Source organism: Pseudomonas sp. LBUM1674, assembly GCF_059695635.1.
The window spans coordinates 2,387,486-2,405,287 of record NZ_CP166779.1 but is presented as its reverse complement, the minus strand read 5'-3'; the positions used below and the strand labels follow the sequence as shown (position 1 = coordinate 2,405,287).

The window sequence follows — 17,802 nt, the reverse complement described above, 5'->3', positions numbered from 1 at the left end:
GCGGGCTGTTGAAACAGCAGCAGCCACGATTAAACCAGGCGCAGTTTTTCTCTGAAGAAAATTGAAAATAATTTGATCACTTCCGAAAACAGCAGCAGGCCAAACAGCCACGCTGCGGACGTCACACCCCCAACTTTAGAAAGCCACAGGAGAAACGATAACGAAGGCACCGTGAGCAATACCCTGAGCGGGGCCTGTATGTAGACCAAAGATTGCACTCGGCGCGCACCCAGAAAAAACATGAACATTGAAACGACTATCGAAACGTTTAAAAAAACAGACAGCCAGAAAAACAAAGCCGAAACGGCACCATGCTCCGGATTCAACAAGAGAAAGGACTGTATATCACTGTAAATCGGAACTTTTCCCTGGGAAAAATTGAGGTAGCAGAACCGGACGACATAAAATAAATCCATCCCGCCCCAGAACCAATAAAGTCCTCTTGCTTTCATTTCCCCTCTCCCTTTTTTTCATATACGTCATCGGCGACTCCTGGCTGCCAATACCAGGACTTCCCGCCATTGGCCCAGGCGTCATCCCCCTCCAGGTAGGTTTGAGTTATTCGTCTTTTTTCGCCGTAGGGATGAATTGCAGATTGCGTTTTTTTGTACTCCTCGACATCGTCGGGCATCCGGCGCCACTCCTGAACCTTGTCGCGTTTAGTGTTCATGTAGTCCTTGCCTTCGGAACCGAAAAGTCTTCCCTCATCGCCCATCGATATGAGGCGATTGAGTGCCATGAGGGCTGTATTTTTCAGACCGTGATAATCGTGATCGATGGTCACCCAGTGCCCTGGACCCGATTCTGGCGTTTGATCCGGAAACTCGATTTTCAGATCCCCCGGCACCAGCGTATGCACACTCATGGTCTGGCCATCCTTGTCGGTCACCCCGTTAAACACCTCGCCTTGCTGGGTGGTGATCCGGTAGCGGTTGAACGACACCGGCGTCTGAGCGTCGTCTTTCACGGTGTAGCGGGCGGCATAACCTGCCGGTAGCGGTGTGGCCGGGGTGTCCAGGCTGGCACCACCGAGCTTTTGCACATGGGCGGCCTTGAGGTAGATGTTGCCGGGCGCGCCCAGCTCGATCTCGCCACCTTTGAGGCGAATGTAGGCTCCGCCGCAGCGGAACAGCAGTTCGTCCGGCGCGCTGATTTCCACGCGCCCTTCCACGCTTTCGATCTTGATGTCGGTCTTGGCCAAGGCGTGCAGGTGGCTGCCCTGGGCGTGCAGCTCGACCTTGCCTTTGGCCGCCTTGAGCTTCAGGTCGGCGCGTTTTGCGAACAGGCTGATGCCGCCCTCCGCCGCTGCGGTGATGTCGTTCCCGGCGCTGATGTCGGCGTTGTGCGCCGCCATGATGCCCACGCTGGCGCTTCCGGAGGACAGGCACAGGGCTTCGGGACTGACCAGGCCGATACCCGCCGGGGCCTGCAGCAATAGCCCCGGCTGCGCCAACCCCTTGAGGGCGTGGGTCAGGCGGGTCTGGCTGTCGGTATCGCCGGGTGTCGCCTCCCCGCTACGGGCGGCATTGGCCAGGGAGCGGGCCAGCGACAGCGCGCTTTCCAGCTGTTCAATGGCCGCGGTCATGTCGAGTTGCTGACCCAAGGCCTTGGCTTGTTCGTCGGCACTGATGAACAGCCCCTTCCCCGCCCGAATCGCCCCCCAGCCATCGGTGCGCAGTTCAAACCCTTCACCACGTTTTTTCTGCTCGGCATCGACCAAATGCCCAAGATTCAGCTGGCTCTTGCCACTGTGCTCGGTACTGAGCTTGACGTGCTCTTCCCCCCGCGTGTCCTCCATCCGCAGCTTGTTATTGGCCGGCGTGCGCAGCACGTTGCGCTTGTAATTGCGTGCACGCAGGGTGACGTGGTCCGGGTGCTGGCTGTCGTGCAGGGCGTGGGCGATGTACGGCCGATCCGGATCGCCCTGCTCGAAAGCCACCGCGACTTCGGTGCCGGCGATCAGCGGCAGATGCAGGCCGTGGGTGTCGCCGGCGTAGGGACGGGCCAGGCGCAGCCACATGCTTTCCTGGCCGGGTTTCCAGGTGTCGCGGTCGAACAGGAAGTGCACGCGGTAGCGGCCTTCGACGTCGATTTCGGCGTAGGGGTCGTGTTTTTGCGGGTTGCTGACCCGGGCCGGGACGGTGCCGGCGATTTGCGGTTTGGCCAGCAGTGGCGGGCGGAAGCACACGCTTTCCGAATAGGGGATGGCCTGGAACTGCGCTTCGAAGCTGGCATCGCGGGCGGCGCGGGTGCTGAGTCGGGTGATCACCGTGCCGGGGGCGAAGGCCTGGGGCGCGCCGCCGGAGATTTTCAGCACCTGGCCGGGGGCCAGGGTCGCGCTGCTGCTGGTGCCGCTGAGGCGGGTCTGATCGTTGAGGTAACGTTCGTGTTGCAGGCGGGCGTAGAAGTAGCCGGTTTCCGGCGGCAGGTCTTCGTAGAACTGGTAGCGGTCGCCGAGGGCGGTGTAGGGTTCGGCGTAGTGGTAGGCCTCGCCGTAGGTGGTGGTCGCGCCGCGGGTGTGGTCGATCTCGCCGTCCAGGTGGGCACGGGCGTCACGGTGCTGATAGGTGCGGATGTTGACCTGGCGTTCCACCACCTGGTGTTGGGTTTGCAAGGACCAGACGCCGTCCTGGTCGCTGCTTAAACCGGCGGGTGGGTGGTACGGCAGCTCGATGCCGGACTGGTAATGCAGTTGGTCGTCATGGAATTCGACGACGTCGATGTTCAGGCGTTCGTCGCTGGTGAAGCGGTACCAGATGCCGACCTCGGCCAGCAGCCGGGCGATAAAGGCCAGGTCGCTTTCGCCGTATTGCATGACTTGCAGGCGTTTGGGGTAGTCCCGCGTGAGCTTGAAGTAAAAATCCTCGCCCCTGAAATCGTGCCGGCTGCGCAGGATCTGTTCGACGATTTCCGGCACCGACTGGTGCTGGTAGATACGGAACTGCTGGCCGCGGGCGAGCAGCGCCAGGCGCGGCCGCAGGGTGATTTCGTAGCGGGCTTCGTCAACCGAGCCGGACAGGCGTTTGAAGCCGGTGATCACGCCGTTGAAGGTGCGCAGCGGTTTGACCTTGAGGTCCTTGGTCAGGAAGGTGAGCTTGCGCGGCACGGGGTGCAGGCTGAACTGGGCCTCGCGGTTAAGCAGTTGGTCGGCGGCGATGTCCTGTTCGCTGCAGGTGAATTCGACGACGTAGTGGAAGGGCTGGCTCAGCTGTTCTTCGCCGTGGAAGGCCAGGACGTCGAGGGTGGCGTCGAAGTCATGGACGCGCAGCTTGTGCCGGCTGTGGTCGAAAAAGATGGGCAGTTGGCTGGACATCTTCACACCTCTGTCACGGCAAGGTGCGCAGCGTCGTCGGCGTCGGTGAAATGCAGGGTCACGCCGTAATCGTCGCTGTAGCCCAAGGTCACGCCGTGGGTTGTCTGCCGGGCCGCCTGGCGTTGCAGCAGCTGTTGGCTGAGCACCGGCAGTATCTGCTGGTTGAGCAGGCTGTCGATGTTGCGCGCGCCGGAGTCGGGCAGCAGGCAGGCGGCAACCAGGGCTTCGTTGAGGGCCTCATCGATCTGGCAGGCCAGGCCGTAGTGACGCTGCAGACGCCTGGCCACCCGGGCGAGCTTGAGGACGACGATGCCCTTGAGGGCGTCGGCTTGCAGCGGTCGATAGATCAGGGTCTGGAAACGCGCCAGCAGGGCCGGCTGGAAGTGCTCGCGCAGGATCGGCCGCAGCAGTTCCTGCAGGGTGCTGTCCGGCGCGTCAGGTTGTTGCTGCAGGCAGGCCTGCAGTGGATCGCTGCCGAGGTTGGAGGTCATCAGGATGACGGTGTTGCGGAAGTCGATTTCACGCCCTTCGCCATCGCGCATGAAGCCACGGTCGAACACCTGGTAAAACAGGTTGATGACGTCGCGATGGGCCTTCTCCACTTCATCGAGCAGCACCACGCTGTAGGGCCGTTGGCGCACCGCTTCGGTGAGTACGCCGCCCTGGCCGTAACCGACGTAGCCCGGAGGCGAGCCTTTGAGTTGGCTGACGGTGTGGGCTTCCTGGTATTCGGAAAGGTTGAGGGTGATGAGCGATTTCTCGCCACCGAACAGGCAATCGGCCAGAGCCAGGGCGGTCTCGGTCTTGCCGACGCCACTGGTGCCCACCAGCAGGAAAACCCCCAGCGGCGCCTGTTCTTCGGTCAGGCCGGTCCTGGCTGCCCGCAGACGCTGGGCAAGGGCGTTCAACGCAGGCTCCTGGCCAATGACGCGTTCGCTCAATTGCTGCTCCAGTGCCAGCAGGTTGGCGTGTTCGTCCTTGAGCAGACTGCCCAGCGGCACCCCGGTCCAGTCGGCGATCACTTCGGCCACGCTGCGTGCGCAGACATCGAGGGCCAGCAACGGTTGATTGCCCTGGGCATCGGTCAGTCGTCGTTGCAACTGTTCGCAGACATCCGGCTGGGGTGGTTCGGCCTGGCGTGCATCGAGCAATTGTCGTGTCAGGTCGAGTTCATGCCGGTATTGCTGTTCGAGCTCGGCGTGGTCACCTTGCAGATCCGCCTGTTGCGCAGTGATCGTCTCCAAACGCTCGCTGGCGCTGCCGCCCACGAGTTGCCGATCCTCTTCGAGGGCCTGGCGCTCCAGTTCCAGGGCGGCCTGCCGAGCCTTGAGCCGGACCAGTTCCTGGGGTTCACAGTCAAGACTCATGCGCACTCGCGCGCTGGCGGTGTCGAGCAGGTCGACCGCTTTGTCGGGCAGTTGCCGGCCGGTGAGGTAGCGCCGCGACAAGCTGACCGCGGCCTGTACCGCCGCATCCTGGATGTGCACGCCATGGTGACTGGCGTAGCGCGCCTTGAGACCCCGCAGCATGAGGCAGGCGCTGGCGTCGTCCGGCTCGTCCACCTTGACTGTCTGGAAGCGCCGCTCCAGGGCGGCATCGCGCTCGAAGTATTGTTTGTACTCGCTCCAGGTGGTGGCGGCGATGGTGCGCAGTTCCCCACGGGCCAGGGCCGGCTTGAGCAGATTGGCCGCGTCGGCACCGCCCGCCTGATTGCCGGCACCGATCAGGGTGTGGGCTTCGTCGATAAACAGCAGCACCGGGCTGGCTGATTGCTGCACGGCATCAATGATGTTTTTCAGGCGTTGTTCGAACTCGCCCTTGACCCCGGCGCCCGCTTGCAACAGCCCCAGGTCCAGGGTACGCAAGCTGACCGGCTTGAGGCTGTCCGGGACATTGCCCTGGGCAATGCGCAAGGCCAGGCCTTCGACCAGGGCGGTCTTGCCCACCCCGGGTTCGCCGACCAGCATCGGGTTGTTCTTGCGCCGGCGACTGAGGATGTCGATGACCTGGCGGATCTCATCGTCACGGCCGAACACCGGGTCGATCTGCCCTGCCCTGGCCTTGGCGGTGATGTCCTGGGTGAACTTGTCCAGCACGGCCTGCAGCGCATCCTGCATGACGGCACCGGCTGGAGGGGTAACCGGTTGGCCAGCAGACACTTCTATCTGGCCCAGGGCCGCTTCTTGCTGTACTGGCGGACGCTCTTCGGAGTGTTGATCGAGCAACGCAAACAAACGCTGCAATTGAACGTCACTGAGGCTGAGCAGCGGCCAGGCGGCGTCGCACCCGAGCAGGCCGGGGGTGTCCATCAACGCACCGAGCAGATGTGCGGAGCGCAGGCGCTCGTTGTTGTCGTCCAGGGATGCACGCAGCCAGGCGTTCTTGATCAGTTGCTGCAACTTGCCACACAGCTGCGGCTTGCCCTGCACACTGCGTGGCAGGCTGTCGAGATGGTCGAGCAGCCCACGCCAGAGCGCGTCCATATCCCATTCGTAGCGACGCGCGATGAGGGTCAGGTCGCCCTCGCCTTGCTCCAGCAGCTTGAGCAGCCAGTGCTCGATGCTGATCTGTCCATGGCCGCGGCTTTGGCACAGCGAAGCCGCCGCGCTCAGCGCCTGGGCGCAATAGGGGTTGAGGCGGCGAAGCAAACGGGTGGAATTGTGTGCCATGCGGGCGCGTCCTTGTTCGGGGTTCTCGGCGCGTAGCCGGGTGTGCAAGTGGCGGGGCTGAAACTCGATGTGCCGGGTGGAGCGTCCTGAAAAGGACGCTCGGCCCGATACACCGGGAACCGGCAGACAGGAATCTGTCTGCCGTTTTTTTCACGTCAGGCGCTCTGACGCTCGCTCCAGGAATCGGAGTGGATGATGTTGCCGTCCTTGAAGGTCCAAGTGGCCTTCTCGTAGCGCAACTCGACATGCTCCAGGTGGTTGTGCTTTTCCTTGGCCGGGTCCTTGACGTCGTGCATTTTCGGCGCGACTTTCACCACCTTGACGTTTTCAAGTCTGGTGTTGAAGTACTCGACTTCCTGGCCGGCATCGTCGATGCGGAACCACTTGAACTCGGCACTCTTGAGGGTCTGGCCGGTGGTCACCGCCTTGTACAGGTAGGGGGTGGATGCATCGATTTCCTTGGTGAACTGGAACGGGGTATGCACCCGCGTGCCAGTCAACTTGCCGGTGTTGTTGTCGGTGGGGATGTACAGGCTGTGGTCCTGGGCCACCACCTCGATGCTGCCTTCGCGGTTTTGCACGTTCACCGAACCTTTGATGTCCGCGCCGCCGTCATCTTTCAGCCACAGATAAACCGGAATTGCCATGTGAAGCTCCTTCTCTCAGAACATGAATGTCGCGCAATGCGACAGGGGGTTGTACGTCCGGCGCCGGCGTGGGAAGCACGCAGGCCCCCACTTCCGGCACCAGACGGATATCGACTCGACGGTTGGCCGCGCGCCCGGCCTCGGTGTCATTGCTGGCAATCGGCTGGCTGGCGCCAAAACCCTGGACGGCAAAACAGCTGTCAGGGATGTCGCCCATGTGCTGCATCCACTCGTGCACCGCGGCCGCCCGGGCACGGGACAAATGCAGGTTGTGCCCGGCGTTGCCCGTGGCATCGGTATGCCCGGCAATAACGATCAGCCAGCCAGGCTGGGCCTTGATGCCGACCAGGGCATTGACCAGCACCTTGGTCGAGCCAGGCTTGAGCCGGGCGCTCCCGGTACCGAACAGCGACAGGCTGTCCAGACGCACCGGTCTGGGGCTCCCGGCTGGCATCGGAGCCGTCGCCGGATGACGGTGACCGGCAATCGTCGCCAGCACCTGCGCGCGCAAAGGCTCACCGCGATACAGGCCCAGGCCCAGCGCCAGTGGTGCGCCTTGTCGGTAGTAGTGATCCAGACGCGTGGCGTCCTGGCGCAGCTGCGCAAACGCTTCCTCGCGCAGGGCGAATTCGGGCCGGTCACGTTGCCCTGTCGGGGGAAGCGACGTGTACCGCCGCAGGTCATCGGTGATCTGACGCACCAGCAAGGTGTTCTGCCAGGCCGAGCTGGCCAGGGCGACGACGCCGGCCACTGCGAACAACCACGACGCGATGACACTGGCACGGCGTAACGGGGAACGCCGCCCATGAACCGGGAGCAGATGCAGCAAGGGATCAGGGAACGGCAAGCGCGTGCCCTCCCCAGGCTCCGCCTGCCTGGCGTCAACCAGCGCCACTTTGTTACGCAGCCATTGGTGCCACAGATTGCCCGCCACTGACTGAGGCAGTACCGGTACGAGCGTAATGGCGCAGACCATCGGCAGGCTGACGGGATTACGGGTTTCACGGCGTGCGAAATGTGGCAGTACCGCTTCATCCAGCCAGGCCGCAACGCTGTTCAGTTGGACACTGGTGTGCAACCGGGCCGCCTGCGTTGCGCTGTCAGCGGTCTGCCGCTGCCAATCGGCCAGGCTGACGCACGCCCCGGCTTCACGCACGCGGGGGCTACCCTCGCCTGCCTGCCAACTGAACCAGGGGCCAGCGCCTCGCGAGGCTTGCAGATAGCTCGCCAGCAGCAGCGGCAGCACGATGCCGCGCTTGCGAACCTGCGCTACCTGATAACTGAAGGCACGTATCTGTCCAGCCAGCACTGCGGCGTCGGTATGCTCGGCGGGGTTGACGACGAACATGACGCTGAGCTGCCCGCCCCACTCCGGACGCAGGGCCAGCAAACCAGCGGTCACCGACGGCAGCTGCTCCAGCTCGGGTACCCGCACATAGCAACCGTCCTTGGTGAGGTGCAAGGCCAGTTGTTCGACGGCAGTTGCGCCAAAAAGACCCGCCAGACCATCGCCACACACCAATACCACTGGCTTACGGTAGGCCGCAGGCGGCAAGGACGCATTGCCGTCCAGCAACAGTGACTCGCCCGGTGCCGCAGCACGTCGTCCAGCTCGATGCCATGCAAGGACGACCAAGCACAGCAGAGTCAGAATTGCTATTGCACGGGTCCCGGCAGTCAATGGAAAAACCGCCAGCAGCGCGAGGGTGAGCGACCCCGCCCACAGCCAAAGACCGCGTGTCAGCTTGAGCGCTGTCAGTCCCATCTCAGGCTGCACCGGGCAAAAGCGTAGTGACCAGACCGCTCAACAGATGGTCCAGCCCCCACCACACAGCGACCAGCAACAGGCCCACCGCAAGAACATGAGCCAGCGGTGATCCCAGCGAGCGCAGACTACCGATCCGGTTAGCGACACTCGCTTGTGTCGATATACCAAGGCGCAGTTCCATCGGCGCGACGTGCCCATTCAGGGCGGTCAGCAGTTGTTCGCGCTCAGGATCACTCAGTTCGCGATATCGGCCTTGAAAGCCCAGCATCAGCACCCGTTGAAACGCCGTCAGCACCTGCGGATCGGGCGTCGGCTCGCGCAGCACTTCGCGCATGTCTTCGTATAAAAACTCACCGGCCTGGTGACGATTGAAGAACTTCGCCTGCAACGGTTCGCGGGCCCATTTGGCATGGGCATCGGCTTTGGCACAGGTGAGCACGGTTTCGTCGAGCAATGCACATTGGGCATGGCTGATATGGTCGATGCTGCGCTGGCTCAAGCCGGCGTGCTCGAGCATTTGCCGAACGAACTCGATCTGCCCGGCGCAACGCTCCCACAGTTCGTCGGCATTCTGCGCGCAAGCGCCATGGCGCAGCTCTACCACCAGCAGGTAGCTGTCCTGCAACAGCGCGTCGATATCCGGTGCAGTCGCAGTCTGTCTGTTGGAGATAACCCGGTTCATGTGCGCAGCACCGCGAACAGTTCAAGCTTCACATCGGCCAGCGTGCTCGGAACGTAGAAGGCACAGACCCCCTGGGCCAATACGGCCTGGCCCTTGGCATGCCTGAGATCGAGGGCGAAATACTGGTTTTCCAGACGCAGCGGAATGGCGGCCGGCACGTGGCTGAGCGACTGCAACGGAACACCGTCCAGTGCGGCGTTGACCAGGTGATCGACATCATCCGGTGTACCGACCTTGCACAGGCGCGGAAACTGGCTTTGCAACTGTGCGGCCGGCATACGGCAACGCACCGACAGATAGAAATCGGCACCCTCATCCTCACGCAGGCGCGCATCATTGATCGTGACCTGCCAGCGGTTGGTACTGATCTCCTCAAGTTCCAGGGCAATCACCCGTGACGGCAGGCTGGCCTCCAGCAAGGTGGAGATCAAGCGCATTAACGGCGGGAACACGGTCTGCAGATGTTCGTGTCGATAAGCCGGAATCTGATCGATATCGTGTTCCAGCGAAAAGGTCAGCAGGCTGCCGGCCAACTTGGCCAGTTCCAGATAGACCTGCTCGGGATGCCGCGCAGGATAGGCCTTGAGATCGGCCAATACCGGTTGGTAAGTGTTCAAGGCATTGAGCAGCCAGAACAGCGAGACATCGGCCACGGCGAAGTCGGCCATGCGCTGGTTGCTCTCGCGGCGCATGCCCATCAGCCGTTGCCGCTTGGCGGACAACTGGGTCAACAGGTTATCAAGCTGTGCCAGCAAGCCGGGATGAGCCGCGAAGTCGAGCAGCGGCGGCACATAATCCGGATCGAGGCTCCAGCCGCCCTGCCCGTCGCGCGCCAGGCGTGCAATCGGGCAGGTCAGGTAATCGCCGTTTTCGTCATGAGCAAAGCGCAGGCTCAACGCGTGCTCCAGCACGCCGATCGATTGCACCTCGTCGGCGTAGACGTCCTGGACGTCACGCCAATCCTGACGATAACGTGTCGGCCGTTCAGCCTTGGCGGCGTCGAACAGGCAGTTGTTGCCATTGGCCTGTTCCAGCGGCAAGGCCAGGAGCAAGGTAGCGTCCTGGACGTCATCGGCCAGCAGGCGGGCCAACTCCAGGGCAGAGGGCAGTCGATCCACCTGATCGGTATCGATCAAGGTGCCATCGGGCATGCGCAGGCGCAGCTGGGTGGCCTTGAGCTTGCCCAGCCGCAGGGCTTGCGGGTCAAACCCCACCACCTGGACACCCCAGGGGTGAACCATGGACAGACGGGCCAGACTCTCGTTGGCCCAGGCCTCCCAGCGCGCCTGCTGTTGGAATTGCTGCGGGCACAGCAAGGCTCCCGCGGCCCACAGGGGGCGGTCGATTTTCATGACGTTGTTTCTCTAGGGGTTGATTCAGGCTTTCGCTTTGGGCATCTGCGAAACCAGCGACAGGTTGACGTCCATGCCTTCCACCTGGAAGTGCGGCACGGCGTACAGCTTGACGCGGAAGAAGCCCGGGTTGTCGTCGATGTCTTCCACGGTCACCCTCGCATCACGCAAGGGGTGCGAAGCCTGCAGATCGTCGCCCGGATCGGTCATTTCGGTGACCAGCCCACCGACCCATTTGTTCAACTCCAGCTCCAGCAAACGACGGTCCTTGGTCGTTCCGATGTTCTCGCGCTGGATCATTTTCAGATAATGCGCAATGCGCGAGAGCAGGAAGATGTAGGGCAACCGTGAATTGATCCGGCTGTTGGCGGTGGCGTCGGACGTGTCATACAGCGCCGGCTTCTGAGCCGAGTTGGCCGAGAAGAAACAGGCGTAGTCGCGGTTCTTGTAGTACGACAATGGAATGAATCCGAGGTTGGCGAACTCGAATTCACGCGTCTCCGGAATCATCACTTCCGAAGGGATCTTCACCTGGCTGCCCGTGCCCAGATCGTACAAGTGAATCGGGAGCTCGGTGACCGCGCCGCCTGACTGCGGCCCGCGAATCTGCACGCACCAGCCGTTGGCGATGAAGCTCTTGACCATGTTTGCCGCGAAGGCGAACGAGGCGTTGGTCCACAGATACTTGTGGTGATCAGGGCCCTTGACGCTTTCGATGTAGTTGAAGCTGCGCACCGGAATCGTATCCGGGCCATAGGGCAAGCGACCCAGCACGCGCGGCATGGTCAGGCCAATGTAACGGGCATCGTCACTATCGCGGAATGACTTCCACTTGATGTATTCGGCGCGGTCGAAGTAGTTGCCGATGTCCTTGATCGCAGCCACCTCCTCCATCGATTCCTTGCCGAAGAACGCCGGGCCGACAGCACCAATGAACGGCATGTGTGCTGCTGCTGCAACTTTGGAAATATTGCGCAGCAGGGTAATGTCCTGCGGGCCGCGATCGAACTCATAGTTGGAAACGGCCGCCGCAATCGGCTCACCACCGGGGGTGTCGTACTCCTGGGTGTAGGTATGCACATACAGCCCGCTCTGGGCGATCTCCGGTGCATCTTCGAAATCCTGGATCAAGTGGTCCTTGCTCAGATCCAACAGTTCAATGCGCACGTTCTGGCGGAAGTCGGTCTGATCGATCAACGATTTGACGCCGCGCCAGGTCGACTCGACGCGCTGAAAATCCGGATGGTGCATGACCGCATCGAGTTGACGACTGATCTGCGCATCCAGCGACGCAATATGCTCATCCAACAGTGTCTTATCCAGGCGCTCGACTTTCTTCGACGATTGCTTGAGCAACTTCAGGAATACACTGACGGCCGCGGTCACTCGCTCATCGGTGGAAGCCTCGGACAAGGCTTCATTGTTCTGAAAAACGTCTATTGCGCCCAGCTCTGCAACCGGACTGAGGTTGATCTTGCTAAACAAGCCACTGTATACAGTATGGTTTTCTTCAGACAGCACTGCAGCGCCACGCGATTGCGCGGAAGAGTTTTCTACGGACATTGTGCAAACTTCCCTTTAAACCAACCGAGGTGAATTAACGATCTTGTTCTGGAGCCAGAGCGGCCAATTCGGCTCTCAACTCGTCACTCAGCGCGTCATCCTTGAGGATGCGCTCCAGTTCGTGGCGGAAGGTGGCGTTGTCCAACAGGTTCGACTTGAGGTCGCGCAACAGGTTACGCATCGCTAACAACGCACGTAGTTGCGGTATCTGACGCGCCACCTGTTCCGGTTCAAAGTCCTTCATGCCCTGGAATTCCAGCTTGACGGAGGCGTCAGAGCCATCATTGACCAAGGTGTTTTCCACGGCCAGTGTCAGGCGTGGAGAGAACTCGGCCAGAACGCTGTCGAAGTTGTTCTTGTTTATATCGACCTTGCTTCTTTCAGACAGAGAACGCTGTTCCCTACCGTTACTGTAATCCCCCATCACCATCAACTTCAGCGGCAACTCGACTTTTTTCTGCGCACCACCGGTGTGCAGATCGAGCTTGATATTGACGCGAGCCTTGGGTACTTCGTTTTGAAAACTGCTTGAAGCCATATCCCCTCCAGACACATTAAGTAACGGCATGCACCGTCACAAAAACAAGAACGACTGGAATCCATGCCATTTTGCCAACCCAACAAAAAAGTTGCCGCCAACGGACTGTGAATTCCTTTTTGATACAGCGAATAAAATGTTTTCGATTCAGGTGTAGTTCAGCAACCTACAAACACAATGAATCATCCCAGGCTGCTAATCTATATCTCGGCGCATGATTAGGACGTTTCCGACGCATTTTCAGAAACTGCCTACAAATTGAAACAAACAGCAATAAAAAAGGCCGCTCGTGGGCGGCCAAAAGAAACAAGCATTAACCTTCCGTAACATTTCCTACTTCGCCGTAATCACCGACAACTTGGTAATCCCCGCCCGTTCAATAGACGCCATCGCCCGCGCCACCTCGCCATAATTCACCCCGTTGTCCGCCTGCAGTTGCACCCGCACATCAGGGTTTTTCGCCTTGGCCGCCTGCAGGTTGAACTCGAGCAGATCCGCCTGGATCTCGTCCTTGTTGATGAACACCTTGCCCTTGTCGTCGATGCTCACCACCAGCGGATCTTTCTGTTCGACCGGTGCTACTGACTCGGTCTTGGGCAGGTTGATCGGGATCGCGTTGGTCAGCAGCGGCGCGGTGACGATGAACACCACCAGCAATACCAACATGACGTCCACCAGGGGCGTGACGTTGATCTCGCTGAGCACTTCATCGCTGTCTTGTGTGGAGAAGGCCATCTCAGGACGCCTCCTTGACTTTCTGCCCGGCGACGGTGGCGCCGGACTTGTTCAATACCGGGTGCAGCAGCACGCGGAACGAATGTTTCTGCGCGAGGCTATAGAAGTCGTGGGCGAAGTCGTCGAGGTCGGCGGCGGTCAGTTTCAGGCGTCGCAGGAAGTAGTTGTAGACCAGCACCGCCGGCACCGCGACGGCGATGCCGACGCCGGTGGCGACCAGCGCCGCACCGATCGGCCCGGCCACGGTTTCCAGGCTCGCCGAGCCCGCCGCACTGATGCCTTTCAGGGCCGACATGATGCCCCAGACGGTGCCGAACAGGCCGATAAAGGGCGAGGTGCTGCCGATGCTGGCGAGGATTGCCAGGCCGCTTTCCAGTGAGCGCCGTTCACGCACGATCTGCTGGCGCAGGGCGCGTTCGAGGCGGTCTTGATGGTTGATCGACTGGCTGAGGTCAGTGCCCGGCTGATCGCTGACCTGGATCGCGGCGTAACCGGCCAGTGCGACGCGAGCGGCGGCGCCCGGTTGGCTATGGGCCAATTCAGCGGCGGAATCGAGGCTGGAGGCTGCCCAGAAGTGTTTATGGAATTTGCGGTCCTGGGTCTTCAGGCGGGTGAACTGCACGCCCTTGAGCAAGGCCAGGCCCCATGTTGCGACAGAGAAGATAATCAACAGCCAGATGACGGCGTGTTCGATGGATTCGAAGGGGGATGCAATCAGGTTCATTCAGGCTCTCCAACAAGGCATTAAATCGGTTGTAGCGATGCGCCTTTTGTCAGGTGGCCCGCGGTTCTGTCGATGGGGTTGAGTTACTTGATTTTGAAGTCGATGGGCACGCTGACCCAGCCGTCCTGGGCGACATCGCCCTGCTTGGCCGGGACGAAACTCCAGCGTTTGACTGCGGCCAGGGCGGCGTCGTCGAGTTGATCGCGGCCACTGCTTTTCTGGATCTGTATTTCGCCCGGTTTGCCGCTGGCCAGGACATGCACCCGCAACAGCACCGTGCCTTCCCAGCCGCGACGCATCGCCAGGGAGGGGTATTCCGGCGCCGGGTTCTTCAGGTAACCGGCGCTGGCCGATGCCGGGGTTACCGGTTTCGGTGCGGGGGGTGCGGGGGGGGCCGGGGCGGCGACCGGTTGTGGCGGCGCGGGCGGTGCCGGTGGCTGTTCCACCGGTTTGGGCTCCGGTTTTACCGCAGGCTTGGGCTTGGACACCGGCTTGACCACAGGCTTGGGTTTGGGAACGGGTTTAGGTGGCGGGGGTTTCACAGCCAACTCATCTTCAATCGGCGGTGGCGGTTCGACCACGGGCTGCGGTATCGGCTCGGGCGGTGGCGGCACCACCACTGGCGGTGCCGGTTGCGAGAACTCGATGGTCATCGGCGGGATCTCCGGCGGCACCACCGGCAGTGCCGGCGGCGGTGTCTGGTTGACCCAGACAATCACCGCGCCATGCAGCACCAGCGCGAACACCCCGAGCAGGACACCTTCGCGGCGACTCAACACCCGCTTGGGTGTGCTGTGCAGCCGCGACAGCGCCAGGGGTTCCCGGAAGACCCGGCCAAGGTCGAGCAGTTCGCCACCGGGTGCCGGGTGTCGAAACACCTCGAAGGCACGGGTGGCGCTCTGGACATTGCCCATTCATTTACTCCTGTAAGCCTTTGGATTGATCTGGCTACAGGCATCATCAACGAAAGTTTTTATCTCTTAAAAGAATATTTAATTATCCAGATATGCAATTTATGCATAACAAATATCAAACGAAGGCTCCAGGATCAGTTTGCAGCGGCAAATCCCCGCTGCAAATCCTCAACCAACGCTTCGACATCCTCAAGCCCGACATGCAGCCGCAGTACCGGGTTCAAGGCGCGATCCGCAGCGCTGTTGCGATCCGTTGTGTCGGCGACGGTAATCAGGCTTTCGTAGCCGCCCCAGGAAGCGCCCAGGCCAAACACCTGCAACGCATCGATGAAGCGCTCGACGTACGCGGCGTCGGCTTCACACAGTTCGAAGGACAACAAACCGTTGCTGCCATTGAAGTCCCGCTGCCACAGGGCGTGACCGGGGTGCTCGGGCAAGGCCGGATGGAAAACCCGTTTCACCTGCGGTTGCGCTTGCAGCCAGCGCGCGACTTGCAGCGCCTGACGTTCATGCACCTCCAGACGTGGCGCCAACGTGCGTGCACCGCGTAACACCAGGTAGGCATCGTCGGGGCTGACGGCGCTGCCAAAGGTGTCGCTCATGGCCGACAGTGCCGGCCAGACTTCCTGGCGGGTGCACACACTGCCCATGACCACGTCGCTGTGGCCGCACAGGTACTTGGTCAACGCCATGATCGAGATGTCCGCGCCCAGGGTCAGTGGCCGATACAGGTAGCCCGAGCCCCAGGTGTTGTCCACCGCCAGCAGGATGCCGCGTGGCTTGCACAGGGCCGCGATCGCCGGCAGGTCACAGAGTTCATACAGCAAGGAACCCGGGACTTCGGTGTAGACCATTTTGGTGTTGGCCTGCAGTTGCGCTTGCAGGCCGCTGCCGTCCGGCGCGAAGTAGCCGACCTGAATGCCGAAGGGCTCGAGGAATTCCCGGGCCAGACGCCGCACCGGCGCGTACACCGCATCGGTGATCAACACATGGTCGCCGGGCCGCAGGTAGGCCAGAAAGGTCTGCGCCACTGCCGCCAGGCCGGTGCCGAACAGGCGGGTGCGATAACCGCCCTCCAGTTCCGTCACCAGGTCTTCCAGGGCAAAGCCCGTCGGGTTGCCCCGGGCGCCATAGCTCAAGACCCGTTCGCTGTCACGACGGGCACGGGCGTCGCGCATCTGCGCCAGGTTGTCGAACAGCACCGTGCTCAAGCGGCTGACCGGCACGTTGACCGACCGCGCGCCGCTGCCCTTTTCGCTGCGCGCCGAATGGATCAGACGGGTGCGGACCCGCGCATTTCCAGGAGCTTGAGCTTGCGCGCGCAACGGTTTGAGACTGGCGATTTCATCCGCGTTCATCTGCGCCAGCAAGCCGATTTCCCAGGCCAGGTACTGGCGCGCCGCGTCCTTGTTGCCGGAATGACGATCGTGGGTGAAGAACAGAAAATCGATGCACTGCTCATCGGCTAATGGGTTGCCCTCCTCCTGCAGCGCCAGACCTGCCGCGCGCCAGGCATCGAGACCGCCGTCCAGCAGGCGGACTTGCGCGCGCTGGGTGTCGGGCAACTCCAGTGCCGCAAAAGCGGCCAGCTGCGGATCATCGGCCAGCAGCACCAGCGGCCGCTGTTCGCCCGCCACCGCGCTTGCCAGCAACGAACGGATCGACCATCGCGCCCCGGCAATATGACCCTTGCGATAAACCATGCTCGGACGCAAATCAATCAGTGCCACCGCGTCGTCCTTCAACGCATCGGCCAAGGCCTGCACCGTGATCAACGACAGCGTTTCAGGTGCGCCAACCTCAGGCGCGGGCAACGCCAGGCCACTGCTCGCGCCTCCCGCCAGCACATAAGCCTCATGCCCCAACTGCCGCAGCCAACTGGCAACGATCGGTGCACGCACGCCATCACTGTCGATCAACACCAGTCGCGCCTGGCGCACGCCAATGTACAGGTCGGTGGATTGAATCAACTGCCCGCCCGGCGTGTGTTGCGCACCCGGCAGACTGCCCGCGGCAAATTCCTCGGCAGTGCGCACATCACACAAGAACAGGCTGCGTCCAGCATCCCTGGCCCATTGCTCGACCTGCGCGGCCTCGACGGATTTCACTCCGGCGCGCTCGGCCAATCGTACGGCAGCCAGACGCTGCGCCGGCAATGTCGCCGGAGAGACCTCATCGGCATAGCGGCGGTTGCTGCCATGCTCCAGTTGAAAATCTTCCAGGTACCAGCCCTGGGTGCCGTTTTCCAGGGCATAGACCGGGTTCTTCACGCCCAGGTTTATCAGCGTCTGGGCGCCGATAATGCTGCGGGTGCGGCCGGCGCAATTGACCACGATCGGCGTGTGCTCGTCCGGCACCAGATCCTGCACGCGATAGCCCAGTTCGCCGTTCGGGCAGCAGACCGAGCCGGGAATGGTCATCTTGCGGTATTCATCGAACGGACGCCCGTCGAGCACCACCAGCGGCTCGCCCCGGGCTTGCCATTCGGCCAACTGCTGCGCGGTGACATGGGGCGTATGGCTGGCCTCTTCGACCAATTCGCCGAAGGCTTTCGAGGGTACATGCACACCGGCAAACAGCTGAAGACCGGCGGCCTGCCAACCCTCGGCGCCACCTTGGAGAATATGCACCCGGCGGTAACCCAGCGCCTGCAGACGCCGGGCGGAACGCGCCGCGACGTCCCCACCGTCCTGGTCATAAATAACCAGCCGCACCTGAGGATTCGGCGCCAGACGCCGGACCTCCAGCTCCAGACGGCTATAGGGCAGGTTCACCCCGAAAAACAGGTGCGCTTCGCCATACTGGCCGTGCTCGCGCACGTCAAACAGGGCAATTTCCTGCCCGTCGAACAGCCACTGCTGCAGTTGCCCTGGAGTTACGGTCTGGCTCATGGAAGT

Annotated in this window: 13 protein-coding genes; all 13 read right to left on the bottom strand. The window is 61.7% G+C overall.

The window, feature by feature from the left end:
- Nucleotides 1–29: 29 nt before the first annotated feature.
- The 13 genes from ACA067_RS11230 to metC all read right to left on the bottom strand — a co-directional run bounded on the left by ACA067_RS11230 (nucleotide 30) and on the right by metC (nucleotide 17,796).
- The gene (locus ACA067_RS11230) at nucleotides 30–452 is read right to left on the bottom strand and encodes a hypothetical protein (RefSeq protein WP_497461811.1); all 423 of its coding nucleotides are present in this window, start codon (nucleotides 450–452) and stop codon (nucleotides 30–32) included.
- Nucleotides 449–3,313 (bottom strand): type VI secretion system Vgr family protein, encoded by a 2,865-nt coding sequence (locus tag ACA067_RS11225; RefSeq protein ID WP_497461810.1) that lies wholly within the window; start codon nucleotides 3,311–3,313, stop codon nucleotides 449–451. Before ACA067_RS11225 ends, ACA067_RS11230 begins: the two co-directional genes overlap by 4 nt.
- Before the next feature lie 2 nt (nucleotides 3,314–3,315).
- Complete coding sequence (gene tssH, locus ACA067_RS11220; protein WP_497461809.1) at nucleotides 3,316–5,982, bottom strand: type VI secretion system ATPase TssH; 2,667 nt, start codon at nucleotides 5,980–5,982, stop codon at nucleotides 3,316–3,318.
- A 155-nt stretch (nucleotides 5,983–6,137) separates the two neighbouring features.
- Nucleotides 6,138–6,629 (bottom strand): Hcp family type VI secretion system effector, encoded by a 492-nt coding sequence (locus ACA067_RS11215; RefSeq protein WP_497461808.1) that lies wholly within the window; start codon nucleotides 6,627–6,629, stop codon nucleotides 6,138–6,140.
- Entirely contained in the window at nucleotides 6,595–8,205 is a 1,611-nt protein-coding gene (locus ACA067_RS11210) for an OmpA family protein (RefSeq protein WP_497461807.1), read from the bottom strand. Before ACA067_RS11210 ends, ACA067_RS11215 begins: the two co-directional genes overlap by 35 nt.
- Before the next feature lie 190 nt (nucleotides 8,206–8,395).
- Nucleotides 8,396–9,079, bottom strand: coding sequence for a type VI secretion system protein TssL, short form (gene tssL / locus ACA067_RS11205; RefSeq protein WP_497461806.1), 684 nt, complete (start codon nucleotides 9,077–9,079; stop codon nucleotides 8,396–8,398).
- Nucleotides 9,076–10,431 (bottom strand): type VI secretion system baseplate subunit TssK, encoded by a 1,356-nt coding sequence (tssK, locus tag ACA067_RS11200; RefSeq protein WP_497461805.1) that lies wholly within the window; start codon nucleotides 10,429–10,431, stop codon nucleotides 9,076–9,078. Before tssK ends, tssL begins: the two co-directional genes overlap by 4 nt.
- A gap of 24 nt (nucleotides 10,432–10,455) precedes the next feature.
- The gene (tssC, locus tag ACA067_RS11195; protein WP_497461804.1) at nucleotides 10,456–11,994 is read right to left on the bottom strand and encodes a type VI secretion system contractile sheath large subunit; all 1,539 of its coding nucleotides are present in this window, start codon (nucleotides 11,992–11,994) and stop codon (nucleotides 10,456–10,458) included.
- A gap of 34 nt (nucleotides 11,995–12,028) precedes the next feature.
- Nucleotides 12,029–12,532 carry a type VI secretion system contractile sheath small subunit gene (gene tssB, locus ACA067_RS11190; protein WP_150763192.1) on the bottom strand — a complete coding sequence of 168 codons (504 nt, stop codon included), beginning with the start codon at nucleotides 12,530–12,532 and terminating at the stop codon, nucleotides 12,029–12,031.
- A gap of 333 nt (nucleotides 12,533–12,865) precedes the next feature.
- Nucleotides 12,866–13,267, bottom strand: a complete 402-nt coding sequence (locus ACA067_RS11185; RefSeq protein WP_019578566.1) for an ExbD/TolR family protein — start codon at nucleotides 13,265–13,267, stop codon at nucleotides 12,866–12,868.
- Between the two features lies 1 nt (nucleotide 13,268).
- Nucleotides 13,269–13,991: a MotA/TolQ/ExbB proton channel family protein gene (locus ACA067_RS11180; protein ID WP_497461803.1), complete on the bottom strand. Its 723-nt coding sequence runs from the start codon at nucleotides 13,989–13,991 to the stop codon at nucleotides 13,269–13,271.
- A gap of 83 nt (nucleotides 13,992–14,074) precedes the next feature.
- The gene (locus ACA067_RS11175; RefSeq protein ID WP_497461802.1) at nucleotides 14,075–14,905 is read right to left on the bottom strand and encodes an energy transducer TonB; all 831 of its coding nucleotides are present in this window, start codon (nucleotides 14,903–14,905) and stop codon (nucleotides 14,075–14,077) included.
- A gap of 134 nt (nucleotides 14,906–15,039) precedes the next feature.
- Nucleotides 15,040–17,796 carry a cystathionine beta-lyase gene (gene metC, locus ACA067_RS11170; RefSeq protein ID WP_497461801.1) on the bottom strand — a complete coding sequence of 919 codons (2,757 nt, stop codon included), beginning with the start codon at nucleotides 17,794–17,796 and terminating at the stop codon, nucleotides 15,040–15,042.
- Between the last annotated feature and the right edge of the window lie 6 nt (nucleotides 17,797–17,802).